The organism is Pseudobacter ginsenosidimutans (assembly GCF_007970185.1).
GTDB classification, from domain to species: Bacteria; Bacteroidota; Bacteroidia; order Chitinophagales; family Chitinophagaceae; genus Pseudobacter; species Pseudobacter ginsenosidimutans.
On the sequence record NZ_CP042431.1, the window covers coordinates 2,942,033 to 2,956,491 of the forward strand.

At 46.1% G+C, this 14,459-nt stretch carries 14 protein-coding genes and 1 pseudogene; 11 read left to right on the forward strand and 4 right to left on the reverse strand.

Annotated elements, in window-relative coordinates; translation table 11 throughout:
* Window positions 1–77: 77 nt before the first annotated feature.
* On the reverse strand, window positions 78–3,932 hold the full coding sequence (locus FSB84_RS11970) for an AsmA family protein (protein ID WP_130541297.1): 3,855 nt from the start codon (window positions 3,930–3,932) through the stop codon (window positions 78–80).
* A gap of 47 nt (window positions 3,933–3,979) precedes the next feature.
* Window positions 3,980–6,058: a methionine--tRNA ligase gene (gene metG, locus FSB84_RS11975; protein WP_130541295.1), complete on the reverse strand. Its 2,079-nt coding sequence runs from the start codon at window positions 6,056–6,058 to the stop codon at window positions 3,980–3,982.
* 101 nt (window positions 6,059–6,159) lie between these two features.
* Between metG and FSB84_RS11980 the strand changes: the two genes are divergently transcribed.
* The 11 genes and pseudogenes from FSB84_RS11980 to FSB84_RS12025 all read left to right on the forward strand — a co-directional run bounded on the left by FSB84_RS11980 (window position 6,160) and on the right by FSB84_RS12025 (window position 12,800).
* Window positions 6,160–7,200, forward strand: coding sequence for a S66 peptidase family protein (locus tag FSB84_RS11980; protein WP_130541293.1), 1,041 nt, complete (start codon window positions 6,160–6,162; stop codon window positions 7,198–7,200).
* 215 nt (window positions 7,201–7,415) lie between these two features.
* The gene (locus FSB84_RS11985; RefSeq protein ID WP_130541291.1) at window positions 7,416–7,751 is read left to right on the forward strand and encodes a type II toxin-antitoxin system HigB family toxin; all 336 of its coding nucleotides are present in this window, start codon (window positions 7,416–7,418) and stop codon (window positions 7,749–7,751) included.
* A 10-nt stretch (window positions 7,752–7,761) separates the two neighbouring features.
* On the forward strand, window positions 7,762–8,313 hold the full coding sequence (locus tag FSB84_RS11990) for a helix-turn-helix domain-containing protein (protein ID WP_130541289.1): 552 nt from the start codon (window positions 7,762–7,764) through the stop codon (window positions 8,311–8,313).
* Window positions 8,310–9,218, forward strand: a complete 909-nt coding sequence (locus FSB84_RS11995; RefSeq protein WP_130541287.1) for a S66 peptidase family protein — start codon at window positions 8,310–8,312, stop codon at window positions 9,216–9,218. Before FSB84_RS11990 ends, FSB84_RS11995 begins: the two co-directional genes overlap by 4 nt.
* An 87-nt stretch (window positions 9,219–9,305) precedes the next feature.
* A pseudogene (locus tag FSB84_RS31685) lies at window positions 9,306–9,431 on the forward strand (DUF6934 family protein); the annotation flags it as partial.
* 38 nt (window positions 9,432–9,469) lie between these two features.
* On the forward strand, window positions 9,470–9,757 hold the full coding sequence (locus tag FSB84_RS31690) for a DUF6934 family protein (RefSeq protein WP_394367093.1): 288 nt from the start codon (window positions 9,470–9,472) through the stop codon (window positions 9,755–9,757).
* A gap of 10 nt (window positions 9,758–9,767) precedes the next feature.
* A complete protein-coding gene (locus tag FSB84_RS12005) occupies window positions 9,768–9,956 on the forward strand; it encodes a hypothetical protein (protein WP_130541283.1) in 189 nt (62 codons plus the stop codon).
* Window positions 9,957–10,054: 98 nt separating this feature from the next.
* Window positions 10,055–10,477 carry a globin domain-containing protein gene (locus FSB84_RS12010; protein ID WP_130541282.1) on the forward strand — a complete coding sequence of 141 codons (423 nt, stop codon included), beginning with the start codon at window positions 10,055–10,057 and terminating at the stop codon, window positions 10,475–10,477.
* A gap of 8 nt (window positions 10,478–10,485) precedes the next feature.
* A complete protein-coding gene (locus FSB84_RS12015; RefSeq protein ID WP_130541280.1) occupies window positions 10,486–10,899 on the forward strand; it encodes a globin domain-containing protein in 414 nt (137 codons plus the stop codon).
* Window positions 10,900–10,927: 28 nt separating this feature from the next.
* A complete protein-coding gene (locus FSB84_RS12020; RefSeq protein ID WP_130541278.1) occupies window positions 10,928–11,677 on the forward strand; it encodes a hypothetical protein in 750 nt (249 codons plus the stop codon).
* A gap of 187 nt (window positions 11,678–11,864) precedes the next feature.
* On the forward strand, window positions 11,865–12,800 hold the full coding sequence (locus tag FSB84_RS12025; RefSeq protein ID WP_130541276.1) for a hydrogen peroxide-inducible genes activator: 936 nt from the start codon (window positions 11,865–11,867) through the stop codon (window positions 12,798–12,800).
* A gap of 2 nt (window positions 12,801–12,802) precedes the next feature.
* On the opposite strand, the gene FSB84_RS12030 is transcribed toward FSB84_RS12025, so the two are convergent.
* Together FSB84_RS12030 and FSB84_RS12035 are read right to left on the reverse strand one after the other, a co-directional pair.
* Window positions 12,803–13,612: an alpha/beta hydrolase gene (locus FSB84_RS12030; protein WP_130541274.1), complete on the reverse strand. Its 810-nt coding sequence runs from the start codon at window positions 13,610–13,612 to the stop codon at window positions 12,803–12,805.
* Window positions 13,613–13,642: 30 nt separating this feature from the next.
* Entirely contained in the window at window positions 13,643–14,431 is a 789-nt protein-coding gene (locus FSB84_RS12035) for an alpha/beta hydrolase (protein WP_130541272.1), read from the reverse strand.
* Between the last annotated feature and the right edge of the window lie 28 nt (window positions 14,432–14,459).

Here is a 14,459-nt window from a genome sequence, read left to right on the forward strand (position 1 = left end):
AAATTAGTTAGTTAAACAACTATTTCCATCGAAGATAGAACAAAAAACGATAAAGGGCTAGCGGGTGGTTGAAAAAATTATTCAAAATATTGAATAGCAGGCAACTCATTTTTTTTGAGCGCCTTGTGGTAACGTTTGAGGAGTTTGCGGTTTTTCTTTACGCCAACACTGCTGGCCGCACCACTGAGTGTCATCTTCACCCAGTAATTGAAAATGGAGCGGTCGCGGAAACGGGGGAAATACACAGTGCCTGTTCTTTTTGCATTATGTTTTCGAAGCACCAGGTGATTGGCGGCCCAGGTAATGAAGCGTGTTACGAATGTCGTCTTTTCCTCAATTCCATTTTTCAGGAATTGGATATTAAGATTCCTGTATTGCATTTGCATTTCTCCGAGGGAAACGTAATCGCGACCTATGGCGCGGAGGATCATCGTGTCCAGCTCCCCGCTGCGCACTTTGATACTGGCCAGTGGTTCGAGTATTGAGTTAAGCATAGGAAGATGGGCAGGGCTCATGTGCACATCCAGGAAGAAGCCTTTCAGGCTGTCTGTATAGCTTTCGTCCATATTCAGTTTGATCCCGATCTTATCCATGAACCTGGCGGTTGCCCGCAAACGCAGGCTATCGGTATCGCTCATGTCAACATTCCTTACCGGATAAATAGCTGCATCGATATGGGTGAAGAGCACAACGCCTGTTTGTTCTGTTTTTGCGCTGAGCTCGGAATATTGTGCAGTGAGGTCATGCACCTGGATGGTGTCGATGGAAAACAGGAACGGGATCTTCTGTATCAGTCCGGTGGGCAATGGCTTATAAATGCCATGCTGAAAGGGTGGTCGTTTATCCCGGAATACTTCGATACGGGGATGCTGAATGGAAACAGTTGAAATAAAAAGTGTACTGTCGTTGAAATACATCCTGGGTTCGATATTCTTTATTTTGACAGCGCCGGTCTTTGCCTGGATATAATCGGTCTGGAATGGATGGGCTGCAATATATTCTTCCCTGCTTGCCACAGGCGTGTAACTGAAGGAATCCAGGGAGAGCTCTTTCTGTTTGTTGCTATAGCGCAGGTTCTGCCAGGTTAAATGGTTGCTCTTACTGATATGATAGCCGGTGAAATGATGTATGGACATGGCCGGGCTGTTCCTGAAGAATTGTTCAGGTTCTTTCAGCCAGGCAGTATTGAAATGCAGGTTATCCAACGAAAGCGAATCAGCGCGAGTTGAATTGCCCTTGTTCCTGTTTGTGCTCTCGAAATCCTGAATGGCTGCATGCTGCAGCAGGGCAGTGGCTTTCATAGCTGAAGCCTGCTGGAGTAATATGTCTTTGAAATGAACGCTAAGTGCTCCGGCAGCGATCCGGCTGCTGTCCTTTCCTGACTGATCGATATGGAACTGACTGCTTTCCCATTGAGCTGTGGCTGCGGTCAGTTGATTATGCGGAGAATGGTGTACGCGGATATTTGTAAACGTTAGTCCATCTGCTAACTTGCCGGGCAGCAGCTGCATAAATGTAAAACTGGAATCTTTATATTCCTTTATGTTCACTGCCGGCCTCAGCAATTTGAGAGAGCTCATTTCCAAATCCGGCCAGCGCTGGCTTTTGTGAGAGGTTTTCTGTACGTGAGGGTATACACTCATGTTCAATTCAGGCTCATTGATCACTATATCGTTGATGCGAAGCGGGCCTTTCGATGCTGTTTCGATGAATGGCGTGAATGAAACTGATTTTGCATTCAGGTAGACCGAATCCTTTTGCTGATGATGTCTTACCAGTATGCCATCCAGGCTGGAATTGCGGCTTTCATGGATATCATAGGCAGAGATGCCGATGGCGGTTCCCGGCTCCGAGAAAGTGAGCGGGCCGCCTCTAAGATGCACCTGGTTCAGTTGAACGGGAGCGTCCGTTTCTTTGATGATACTGCCTGCGGATGCCTGCCTGATAAAGGTCTTGAGCAATTGATGACCCCGCTTGAAATTAATATTGGTATTGTTGAGCTGTATGCCATTCACGAAAAGCTTTAGCGGAAGGGGAGCTGCGGCACTATCGTTTTGCGATTGCTTCATTTCGATATCCACATCAGCTTTCTTCCAGCTGATATGATCTATGCGGAGCAGGTGGATACTGTCGTTCAGCAAGAGGTCCTGCAATGCAAGATCATCTGCGGATATGCGTACCTGTTGTTCCTTATGATGAAGGTTGAATTTCCTGATCACCAGTGACCGGCTGCCTCCTTCAAAGTAGGCGCGGTCCATATCTATAAGCAGGTGTTTGGTAGCGATATTGCCTTTGGAGAAGGCGAGGCTTTCAACGGAGCTTTCGATGAAGCCTGAACTGGTGGCGCTCAACAGGCGGTCTGTGTTCACTGAACCATTGACGTTATTCAGTACAATGCGGGTATTGCTGTTGAGTTTGAAATCAAGTTGTCCGTCAATCATGCTGATGCGCCGAAGGTTGATGATGGTATCCAGCACAGTGAACAGTTCGTAGATGGACCTCCGGTCTGCCGTGTCTTTCCAGGGGAGTTTTTCGTAATGCAGCACAGGTTTGTGCAATATAGCTTCGCGGGCAGCGATATGGCGGTGGAATAGCAGGTCCTGCCAGCTTAGTCCTTTCAATTCAAATAATGGGATCCGGTAATTCCTGATTGCGGGCACACGGGCGCCGGGCGTGGTGGTGATAGAAAAATTATCGAGGCGGACTGTGTTGTTGGTGAAACGGATGCTGTCGAATTGCAGCCGGTAGGCGCTGTCTTTTCCATAACCATCGTAATTGCGGATGGCCATGAGGAATTGTTCAACGCTGATGGGCTTTTCGGCCCTGGTATCCACTATTACATTATACAGTTCGAAATTGTTACGGCTGCTGGAAAAAGTATTGGTCTGATGGCCTTTCGAAGTGGTTACATTCACGCTGGAGTTCTTCACGCCGATATAGGCCAGTTGCATATCGCTTGCGATGCCACTGAGTACATGCTGGATATTGAGGGGCTTCTTGTTTTTTCTTCGGGGCGCGATACTGTCTTCTTCGATATTCAACCGGATATCGCTGTTCACCAGGTATACAGAGTCTGCGCGGATAAGGCCCTGCCGCGATAACGCCAGGAAATCGACATTGGTGAGCATCATCGTATCCACAAACATCTTGAACACGGGCAAGCTGCCATGATGCCGGTAAGCGGTAATGGTGCAGCTATCCAGTTCTACCAGCCTGTTCCTGATATTGATGTTGAAATTCTTGTAAGCGATATGGTGATTGCCGTCCGGCAACATGAAGGATTGATGGTCTGAGCTCAGCACCACATTATCTGAGAACAGGAATTTGTCGCGCTGCCGGTGAGCGGAAGTGTCTACCTTGAAATTGTCTATATGAAAATGCAAACGTCCGATGGTGAGTGGTTGCAGTTGGGGAGCAGTCTTATCCAGCAGGGTGAACTGCGCGTTATCGATCTGGAAGCGGCTGATCTCGAGTACCTGCAATGCTTTTTCGATCGACTCATAGATCTTGCCCATTTCTTCGGGCAGCGACATATGTCTTTCTTCACTTTTCTGCAAACGGGTGATAGTGATATCGGGCGATTGCACCAGGATGGAATCGATGAGCAGTTGTTTGTCGAAGATGAGTGAGCGGACAGACCTTACCGTTAGATGAAGCTGACGGATCTGGAAATTGTATCCCATTTTCTCATCTGTGGAGTCTGCAGTATAGAAGCTGATGTTTTGAATGGAAAGTTTTCTGCCGTAGTTGTATTTGATCTTACCGATCTCCACTTTCAACTTACCATGACTTTGCAGGTACACTACATCCTCGATGGCCCTTTCCGCATGATGGATGAACCACCAGTAGAAAAGGGCCAGCAGGATGACCAGGGAACCGATAATGATCCCTGTTATTTTGAGGAATTTCTTTCCCAGCTTAATAAAGGTCATGAATAGGATTCCGATTCATCAGTAATTTACTGATTTCTATCGAACTATCAGCTAACGCCTGAGCCGGGATCTACAACATTTTCAGGTTTTACGAAATGCAGTTTTCCTGCTGCGTCCTCTGCCATCAGGATCATGCCATTGCTTTCGATGCCTTTCATCTTGCGTGGAGCAAGATTGGCCACTACCACCACCTGTTTACCAACAATGTCTTCAGGGTTGTAGTGAAGGGCTATACCGGACACGATTGTACGCTTTTCGAAGCCGAGGTCCACTTCCAGTTTTAACAGCTTGTCTGCTTTTGCCACTTTCTCTGCAGAAAGGATGGTGCCTGTTCTGAGATCGATCTTTGCAAAGTCGTCGAACTGAATGGCAGGTTTTACTGTTGCGGCTGTAGGCGTAGCTGCGGGAGCAGTAGAAGAGGTGGGCTTCACCATATTGGCGTGCAGCTTTTCCACCTGTGCTTTTACGGTATCTTCTTCGATCTTATTGAAGAGCAATTCAGGAGCACGAAGCGAATAGCCAACACTCAGTAGTTTTGTTTTTCCTGCATTCTCCCATTCCAGCATTTTGTCTACCACTTTCATTTTGTGGATCATCTTTTGTGCGGTGAATGGCAGGAAGGGATTGATGAGGATAGCGAGGTTGGCGGTCAGTTGCAGGCAGATATGCAGGCAGTTGTCGATATCCTTTTGCAGTGCCGGGTTTTCGGCCAGTTTCTTCTCCACCTTCCAGGGCTCTTTGTTCTGCAGGTATTTATTGCCTTTGCTGCTCAGCTCGATCACTTCAGCGAGTGCGTCCCTGAACCTGAATTGTTCCAGGTGGGCTTCCACTTTGCCTTTGGCGATCTCGAATTCCGCCAGCATTGCTTTATCTTCTTCAGTGAGAATGTCAGTATGCAATACGGGGACTTTTCCGCTGCAGAGTTTATGCATCAGAACAAAAGTGCGGTTCTCGAAGTTTCCGAAAGAAGCCACCAGTTCATTGTTCACCCTGTCAGCAAATTCTCTCCAGGTGAAATCATTGTCTTTTGTTTCCGGTGCGTTGGCGCAGAGTACATAGCGCAGGAGGTCCTGCTGGTCCGGAAAATCTTTCACGTATTCATCTATCCAAACGGCCCAGTTGCGGGAAGTGGATACTTTTTCTCCCTCGATGTTGAGGAATTCATTGGCAGGCACATTATCGGGCACTACAAATCCGCCATGCGCTTTGAGCATGCTGGGGAAGATGATACAATGGAAAACGATATTGTCCTTTCCGATGAAATGGATCAGTCTTGAATCCTCCCTGCACCAATAGTCTTCCCATTTATCTGTCAGTTCTTTGGTGGCGGAGATATAGCCGATGGGAGCATCAAACCAAACGTAGAGTACTTTGCCTTCGGTGCCGGGGAGGGGTACTTTCACGCCCCAGTCGGAGTCGCGGGTCATGGCGCGGCTTTGAAGGCCGTTCTCGATCCAGCTTTTGCATTGTCCATATACGTTATTCTTCCATTCCTTATGACCATCCAGGATCCATTCTTTGAGCCAGGGCTCATAGTTCTGTAAGGGGAAATACCAGTGTTTGGTCTTTTTCTTTACAGGGATGGCGTCGCTGAGTGAGCTGCGCGGATTGATGAGCTGTTCGGGACTGAGGCTGGTGCCGCAGCGCTCACACTGGTCTCCGTAAGCGTTCTCATTGCCGCAAACCGGGCAGGTGCCCATGATGTAGCGGTCCGCAAGGAAGAGGCCGGCTTTTTCATCGAAGAACTGTTCGGTTTCTTTTTCCTCGAAAAGTTTCTCGTCGTACAATTTTTTGAAGAAAGCCTGTGCAGTCTCGTGGTGCACTTTATTGGAGGTACGGCTGTAAATATCGAAGGAAATGCCCATCTTCTCAAAGCTGTCTTTGATGATGGCATTGTATTTATCAACTACCTGCTGTGGAGTAACTCCCTCCTTCCTGGCCCGGAGATTGATGGGTACGCCATGCTCATCCGATCCGCAAATGAATTTGATATCAGTTTTGCGGGCACGCTTGTAACGTACATAGATATCTGAAGGGAGGTAGCAGCCTGCAAGGTGACCAATATGCACGGGGCCGTTTGCGTAGGGCAGCGCTGCTGTAACTAAGTATCTTTTAAAATCTGTCATTTGTAGTATTGATCTTTAGGATCTGATTCATCAGACGTTGGCTGCAAAAATACCGGAATTGGGGGCAACGTCAAAATGCGCGGATTCGATAACTTTAGGAGATGAACCGTAAACATTTCCTTCGCTCCCTTACCCTGGCCGGCGCCAGTTTGCCGGTGATCCCGTCCATTCCGGCCCTCGCAGCAGCAGAGCAGGCTGTTTCTTCTGAAGCATTGCCGGCAATTCCTCCCTACCTGAAACCCGGAGATACCATTGGCATCACCTGCCCGGCGGGATACATTACGCCCGATTCCATCAAACCTGCCATTCAGCAAATGGAAAGCTGGGGGTATAAAGTTCGTCCGGGCAAGACCGTGGGCATGCGGGATTTTACATTCGGAGGGAGAGACCAGGACCGGTTCCAGGATTTCCAGGAGATGCTGGATGATCCTTCTCTCAAAGCGATCATGTGTGCCCGCGGAGGATATGGTATGGTGCGCATCATCGATCAGCTTAATTTTTCCGGCTTTGTGCAACAACCCAAATGGATCATCGGGTTCAGCGATATTACTGTTATGCATTGCCACCTGAGCGCTAACTATCCCGTTGCCAGTATCCATTCCAAAATGTGCAACAGTTTTCCAGATGATTGGAGCAAGGCTGATCCACTTCAGCAAGACACAATCCTGAGCATTCGACGTGCGTTGTCTGGTGAAAAAATGGAATACAAAACACCGCCATCGGCTTTCAATCGGATGGGGATGGCAGAAGGACTACTGGTTGGCGGCAATCTCAAAACCATCGAGAGCCTGAGCGGCAGCGCTTCCAGTATCAATACCAAAGGCAGGATACTGTTTGTGGAAGATACAGGTGAATACCTCTACAGCATCGACCGCATGTTCTGGAATCTGAAGCGGGCCGGTAAACTGTCTGACCTGGCAGCGCTGGTGGTTGGGGGCTTCAAAGTAAAGCCCGACGATCCCGGAGAGGAATTCGGCAGAACGGTGATCGATATCGTGATGGAGAAAGTGAAGGAGTTTAAGTATCCGGTTTGTTTTGATTTCCCGGTTGGGCATCAGAAGAATAATTTCGCGCTGAAATGTGGCGTAATACATCAGTTGACTGTGGGAACAGAAGGTGTGGAACTGAAGGAGAAAAGATAAGATCAATCAATAATAATAGTTGAACCCTGCCTGTATACGGCAGGGTTTTATTTTTCGAATAGACGGCAGGGTTAGAAAAATAGTTGAGAACCGGCTAGTAAAAATTTCCTCGTTTTTTGTTATCAGGGAGGAGCGTGTTTTTTAATTCGAAAGAATGTGGAGAAAAAAAAGTACGCGTTTTGAGAACTTTTTTGATAACTTTACAATTCGGTTGCATGAAGAAGGTTCATTTGGTAAAGGAGGAGACCCTGAAAAAATATGTGAAAGAGAGTGCTGTATTAAGGAGCGCTGCTAGGCATTGGCTATTTGTTTTAGGAAAAGCCCGCTGGCAGGTCCCGTCAGATCTGAAGTCTGACTTTGGAGCTGCAGATTTTCTCGGAAACGGATCTTGCAGGGTTGTATTTGATCTGGGAGGGAATAAATTCAGGATGATCTGCAAGTATGAATTCGGAAGAAAGTTTGTGCATTTGTACATCAGGTGGATTGGTACGCATGCGGCTTATGATGAGCTTTGTAAAAAGAACTTACAGTATACTATTCAAGCATTCTAAAATTACTGTTATGGAAATACAACTCCCATTTAAAGTTATCAAAGATTATAAACAATATATTGAGTATTGTAATATTCTTGAGCAATATACAGATATGAAAAAACATTCTGAAGCTCAGGAAGATATTATTGAACTACTTACAGTGCTTATTGAAGCATATGACAGAGAACAGGATGCTGAAGAAGATCAGGAGCCCATCGATCCTGTATCATCCCTCAAATTTGTGATGGAGCAGAACCGGATGAAGGCTGCTGATCTGGCAAAGGAATTAGGAGTAAGCAAGAGCCTCGTATCTGATATCCTTCATTACCGCCGTGGTTTTTCCAAATCGTTCATCCGCAAACTGGGCATGCGTTTTAGTTTCAGGCAGGAGTTATGGAACAGACCTTATAAGCTCAATCCTTCAACTAGATCTGCTAAAAGTTCAAAAGCAGCAAAGGCCGTCAAATCCGGTAAGGTTTCAAAAAAGACAAAACCAACAAATGGGATTTTGGCCAAATCAGCAAAGCCAGTCAGCCGCAAAAAAGCTTCTGCATCTTCCAAAAAAAACGTTGTAAAATGATCAAAGTACCTGCATACCTGCAACCAGGAGATACCATCGCTATTGTTTGTCCGGCCGGCTTCATGGCAAAAGAAAAAGCTCAGAGCTGTATCGATGTCTTACAGGAATGGGGATACAAAGTGAAAGTAGGCAAGACCCTCGGCAGCGATTCTGAAAATTATTTTTCAGGCACAGATGAAGAACGTTTGCAGGACTTACAGCAAATGATAGATGATGATTCTGTTCAGGCTATCCTCTGCGGAAGGGGTGGTTATGGTGTGGGAAGGATCATCGACCGGATCAATTTCAAATCTTTTAAAAAGAAGCCCAAATGGATCATCGGGTTCAGTGATATTACGGTCCTGCATGCGCATATCTATTCTAATTATAAGATCGCCACTTTGCATGCGCCCATGGCGGCCGCTTTTAATGATGAAGGCTTCAGGAATGAATATGTGCTGAGCCTTAAGAAAGCGATGGAAGGTAAGAAGGCTAAGTATTCCTGCGTACCACATACATTCAATAATAAAGGAGAAGCTGTTGGAGAGCTGGTGGGCGGCAATCTGGCTTTGCTCGCGAATATTACGGGAACTCCTTCGCAATTGAAAACTAAAGGACGAATACTATTTATTGAAGATGTTGGGGAATATCTCTACAGTATCGACAGGATGTTCTATCAACTCAAACGCAGCGGACAGTTGGAGAAACTGGCAGGATTGATCATTGGTGGTTTTACTGATATGAAAGATACAGAAAGGCCATTCGGTAAAACAGTAGAAGAGATCATCCATGAATTGGTAAGCGAATATGATTACCCGGTTTGTTTCAATTTTCCCGTGAGTCATGGGAAAGAGAATTATGCATTGAAAGTAGGAGTAGGCTATAAGCTGAAAGTAGGAGCGAATAAAGTGACGTTGGAAGAATAATTACGATTATAGATTTGCGTAAATTATTTTGAATACTGACTAGTAAAAAAACACCGTTTATTGTTTCTATGCTGGAGGACATAAACGATGAATTATGAAAAGTATGAGTTTGTGCGCGTTCATAAGAATATGAAGGAATTCAAGTTTTACAGTTCGGGACCGAATGGCAATGTAGAAATGATGATTCAATTTCAGCGTATCAATTTACTGACCTGTAATCTCGTAATGGAAGAGCAAGGCAGGATGGAAGCATGGATGATGCTTATAATGTCAGTAATCAAGACAGAAACAAAATACTGGCAACAGTTGCCGGGGCTGTTTATGAGTTTACAGCAGCCTATCCCGACAGAGTTGTTTATTTTTCCGGTAGTACGCCCGCGAGATGCCGGCTTTATCGAATGGCCATCGGCAATAATTTGAATCAATTGGCATTGTTTGAAATATTGGGAGACAGATCAGATAGTTCAGAATATATTGTAGAGGACTTTGTTAAGGATGCTCAGTACTTTGAGTTTTTCGCAAAAAGAAAAAACAATTAAATTCGATATTATGGAAAATAAAAAGAAATTATCCGGAGCGGAAATCCTGGGCATTAAAGTAATAGTGGACCCGGATATGGAATGCTCTGACCAGATCCTCTTCCCCGAGAAGCTCGCCAAAGCAAAAGAAACCATCAAAAAGATCAAGAACTGGCCTCCCGGCTTTGAAGGATGCGGAGAAATGGACCCCGATGAATAATCACCACGCTTCATCTTTTTTTTCATCCTGTTCACTTCCTTTTATTTTATAGCCCTCTTCTCTGTTCCAACTTTGCGGAAACAATCAATGAATTCCGCATGACAACCCAACAGATACAACTGATCAAACAAAGCTGGGCCAGCGTAGCAGCGCTGGATACCCTCACTGTAGGCACGCTGTTCTACGACAAACTCTTTTCAATTGCGCCGGATGTAAGGCCAATGTTCCGTTCTCCTGTTTCCGACCAATCCCGCAAACTCCTTTCCATGATCGGTTATGTGATCAACAAACTGGAAAGACTTGATGAGATCGCCCATGAAATTGGCGGGCTCGCCAAAAGACATGTTCACTACGGTGTTAAGAACGAACATTACACCGTAGTTGGAGAGGCATTGCTCTGGACCCTTCAGCAGGGCCTCGGACATCAATGGAATGACGAAATGGAAGCCGCCTGGACCAACTGTTACAGGACCCTCTCCGGCGCCATGATCCTTGCTTCCAAAGAAACAGCCACCGCATAATTTTTGAAATGACCAATAGCCAGATCAACCTGATCAAACGTTCCTGGAAAGTTTTCAGAGATGCAGACCCTCGTATTGTTGGCGATGCCTTTTACAGCAAACTCTTCAACGACACACCCACACTCCGGAAAATGTTCCCCGTCCAAATGGACGCTCAGTACAAAAAGCTCATAGATATGCTGAGTACCATCGTTGCCCGGCTGGACAGACCGGATGATATGCAGGATGAACTAACGGCTATGGCCCACCGCCACGCTGGTTACGGTGTACGTCCCGCACATTACAGGCTTGTAGGAAAAGCATTGATCTGGACCCTGCAGCGCGGACTGGGACCCGATTGGTCGCCTGAACTGGAAGAAGCCTGGACCACCTGTTATTCACAGCTATCGGATATGATGATCAATGCCTCTGTAGCCAACTGACCATTACTTTAATCAATCGTAAAATAAAATGAAAGCAATCACATTAATCCTGCTTACGACTATTGTATTGACAGGATGCAAAAAAGAAAAAGACACAACATCATCTGATGGTAAGAAAAAGGTACAGTCCATTACGCTGACTGGTTATGAAGACAAATCCATCTTTACTTACGATAACCAGGGCAGGATTACACAAATCGAAGAAAACTGGGGTACTGTATTTTATAGTTATGAGAATAACAAGGTGCTGATCAGTGCAAGACGGAATAATGAAGATACCGAGCGCTACACCGGAGAGATTTCGTTAGACGGCAAGGGCCGTTTCAGCAAAGCGGTTTATGAATACATAGAATCCGGCAGCATTATAGATTACACTTTCCAGTATAATGCGGAAGGCTATTGTAATAAAGTGACGAGGGCTGTGAAAGATGGAAATATTGAAGTATATGACTACAAGATCGTTAAGGGTAACCTGGTGCAGACGAATGAATTCAGGAATGGAGCACCGTACAGGGCAGTCAAGTACACTTATTACGAGGATAAACCTTATAAGCTGAATCAGGATAACAGGTATGGCAACAACACTGTTACAAATGGTATGACAGGCCTTTTTTCAACCAATCTGGTGAAAAGTTATTTTGTGGAAGATGCAGGTGGTAATGTTATTCACAAAGCAGACTTTAGTTACCAGTTAGACAAAGCCGGGTATGTTATCAAAGAGATCATTTCATATCCCATGCAGAATGAAGAATTGCATTGGAACTATGGTTACAAATAGGGTGTTGTTGATAAAAACAGAAAGACCGTCCCGGAAGGGGCGGTCCTTTCTTTTACCAGAGCGTTAAAACAGGTTAGGACAGGGTTTGAAAATTGGTTTGGGAATAATGATACAAAAGTTAATAATTTTGGCGATAAATCAGATCGATTGATTTTATACGATCATAGCTAAAATCTATATTTGTCGCATGACCTTTGTGCAACTGGAATACATCGTGGCCGTAGATACCTTCCGCCATTTCGCTTTAGCCGCCGAGCATTGTTATGTTACTCAGCCTACGCTTAGCATGCAGATCCAGAAACTGGAGGAAGAGATGGGCATCAAAATTTTCGACAGGAGCAAACAACCCGTAGTGCCCACTGAAGCTGGAATGGAGATCATCGAGCAGGCGAGGAAAGTACTGGCAGAGCGGAACCTGATCACCGAGATCGTTCAACACAAGCGGGGTATCCTCACCGGCGAATTGCGGATAGGTATCATCCCTACATTGGCTCCCTATCTGCTGCCTTTGTTCGTTCCGGCTTTCAATAAAAAATATCCGCACGTTAAACTGATCGTGCAGGAAATGCGCACTGAGTATATCATCAACCGCCTTCGCGAAGGCCGTATCGATACCGGCATTCTTGTTACGCCGCTCCAGGAGAAAGGCATCAAAGAACATGTTCTGTTCTACGAAGAATTCCTGGCCTATGTTTCACCAAAGAATGCTGCTTTCAAAAAAACATATGTGCTTCCCCAGGACATCGACCCCAATAAGCTTTGGCTGATGGAAGAAGGGCATTGCTTCCGCTCACAGATCGTGAACCTCTGCGAGCTGCGCAAGGCTACGGAAATGGGCACCCAATTTGAATATGAAGCCGGTAGTATCGAAACCCTGCGCCGAATGGTGGAACTCAATGATGGCATCACCATCCTTCCGGAACTCACTACCATGGATATGGACCATAAGAAAATGCAGCTGGTCCGTCATTTCAAAAAGCCCGCTCCCATGCGCGAAGTAAGCGTGGTGGTGCACAGGGATTTTGTAAAGAAAAGATTGATCGAGGTATTGAAAGATTCCATTATTGCCGCTATTCCCGATAAAGTAAGAAAGAACAAAAACCTCAAAGTGGTGCCGGTATAAGATCAGTTCCTCAGCAAAGAATCCATTTTCTGCTGATAGAGGGGGAACCCGGGCAGATCGTTATGACTGCCGTCTTCAATAGTGATGAATTCATCTTTTGATTTCAGGAATGGTTTCAGTCTGGATGCATTCCTGTAAGGTATCACGCCATCGGATGTGCCATGGAAGATGGAAACCGGGGCCGTCACCTCCTGGAGGTATTGCCAGGTGGGGATCTTGAATTTGATCATTCGTTCCATTGGATAAATGGGGATCCTTGAACTGAGGATGCTGGGAAAATCATAGTAGGGAGTTTCGAGGATCAGTTTCCTGCAATCCCTGATTGCTCCCAGTTGCGCGGCAATGCCAGAACCCATGCTGCGACCATATAAAACGATGCTGTCCGGCTTATAGCTTGCACGCGCCAGCTTGTATAACAGTAATGCCCATTCGTATAATTTCGCTTCCGTGAAAGTGCCGGTGCTTTTGCCGAATCCAGGGTAGTCGAGCATCCAGACTTCATAGCCAGTTCGTGTGAACACCGGAGCGTTCCTGGCATACCAGGAAATATTCCGGCGATTGCCATGGAAATACAGCACCACGCCTTTGGGAACGGAGTCTGTGGTAGTGAACTGGATCACGTTGATGTTCACATTGGAAGAGTAGGGGAGATTCACCTCGCGGTAAGGGATCCTGAAATCATACTTATGCGATTTGTCAACAGCAACTGGTCGGAACATGATATAGTCCTGCAATCCATAGATCGCGATGCCGATGATGCAATACACCAGCAGCAATATTTTCATCCACCTGATGATCTTCTTTTTGTTCATACGAATGCCTGCAAGTTAGCAAGGCGGCAGTTAATCCTTGAGAATATCACGGATAAAATTATGGTACTCGGGAAAGTTGGGAAGGTTATTGTGACCACCGCCGTGGATTCGGATCAGCGTGATCATATCAGGATTGATGGCCTGCAGTTTCTCGCTGTGGCGGATGGGAATGAGCCAGTCGCGGGTGCCATGAATGATATAAGTATGGCATTTCACTTTCCGGATCCAGAGATCGGTGCGCAGGTGGTACTGCAGTACAAAGCGCACAGGAAGGATGGGAAGAAAGCGGTCCACTACCTTTTTGAAGCTGTAATAAGGGCTGTCGAGGATCAGGTAGCGGGGATGGTTATCCGAAGCGATCTTCGTGGCAAATCCGCTGCCGATACTGCGTCCATAGAGGATCAGGTAATTCTCGGGGCATTGTTTTTTGAGCCTGTCGTATACGAACTGCATATCGGACAGCATCTCTTTTTCACTTCTTTTGCCGGTGCTTTTTCCGAAGCCACGGTAATCCACCATCACTACATCATAATCGTACCGGTAGAAATCGCGTGCGTACCTGGCCCAACCCTTGATGCTGCGGGTATTGCCGTGGAAGTAGAGGATGATGCCTTTGGAGTCTTTCCTGTAAAAATGGAGGCCATTGATCCTTACGCCGGGCTCGATATCGAAGAAGAGCTCTTTGAAGGGAACATCGTATTTGAACTGGAAATCGGCGGGCAGCCTTTCCGGTTTGAAGATGAGTTTATCCTGTATGAAAAAAGCAATGATGCTGAGTGCGGCAATTCCGATGATGATATACCAAACGAATGTAGGCAATACAGTCAGGTTTGCTGTAAGATACAAA

What these genes read in the sequence shown, in the direction of transcription:
- FSB84_RS11985 (WP_130541291.1), top strand. Translation starts at nt 7,416, where the DNA reads ATGAAGAAGGTTCATTTGGTAAAGGAGGAGACCCTGAAAAAATATGTG.
- FSB84_RS12005 (WP_130541283.1), top strand. Translation starts at nt 9,768, where the DNA reads ATGGAAAATAAAAAGAAATTATCCGGAGCGGAAATCCTGGGCATTAAA.
- FSB84_RS12015 (WP_130541280.1), top strand. Translation starts at nt 10,486, where the DNA reads ATGACCAATAGCCAGATCAACCTGATCAAACGTTCCTGGAAAGTTTTC.
- FSB84_RS11995 (WP_130541287.1), top strand. Translation starts at nt 8,310, where the DNA reads ATGATCAAAGTACCTGCATACCTGCAACCAGGAGATACCATCGCTATT.
- FSB84_RS31690 (WP_394367093.1), top strand. Translation starts at nt 9,470, where the DNA reads ATGGATGATGCTTATAATGTCAGTAATCAAGACAGAAACAAAATACTG.
- FSB84_RS11990 (WP_130541289.1), top strand. Translation starts at nt 7,762, where the DNA reads ATGGAAATACAACTCCCATTTAAAGTTATCAAAGATTATAAACAATAT.
- metG (WP_130541295.1), bottom strand. Translation starts at nt 6,058, where the DNA reads ATGACAGATTTTAAAAGATACTTAGTTACAGCAGCGCTGCCCTACGCA.
- FSB84_RS12010 (WP_130541282.1), top strand. Translation starts at nt 10,055, where the DNA reads ATGACAACCCAACAGATACAACTGATCAAACAAAGCTGGGCCAGCGTA.
- FSB84_RS11980 (WP_130541293.1), top strand. Translation starts at nt 6,160, where the DNA reads ATGAACCGTAAACATTTCCTTCGCTCCCTTACCCTGGCCGGCGCCAGT.
- FSB84_RS11970 (WP_130541297.1), bottom strand. Translation starts at nt 3,932, where the DNA reads ATGACCTTTATTAAGCTGGGAAAGAAATTCCTCAAAATAACAGGGATC.
- FSB84_RS12025 (WP_130541276.1), top strand. Translation starts at nt 11,865, where the DNA reads ATGACCTTTGTGCAACTGGAATACATCGTGGCCGTAGATACCTTCCGC.
- FSB84_RS12020 (WP_130541278.1), top strand. Translation starts at nt 10,928, where the DNA reads ATGAAAGCAATCACATTAATCCTGCTTACGACTATTGTATTGACAGGA.
- FSB84_RS12030 (WP_130541274.1), bottom strand. Translation starts at nt 13,612, where the DNA reads ATGAACAAAAAGAAGATCATCAGGTGGATGAAAATATTGCTGCTGGTG.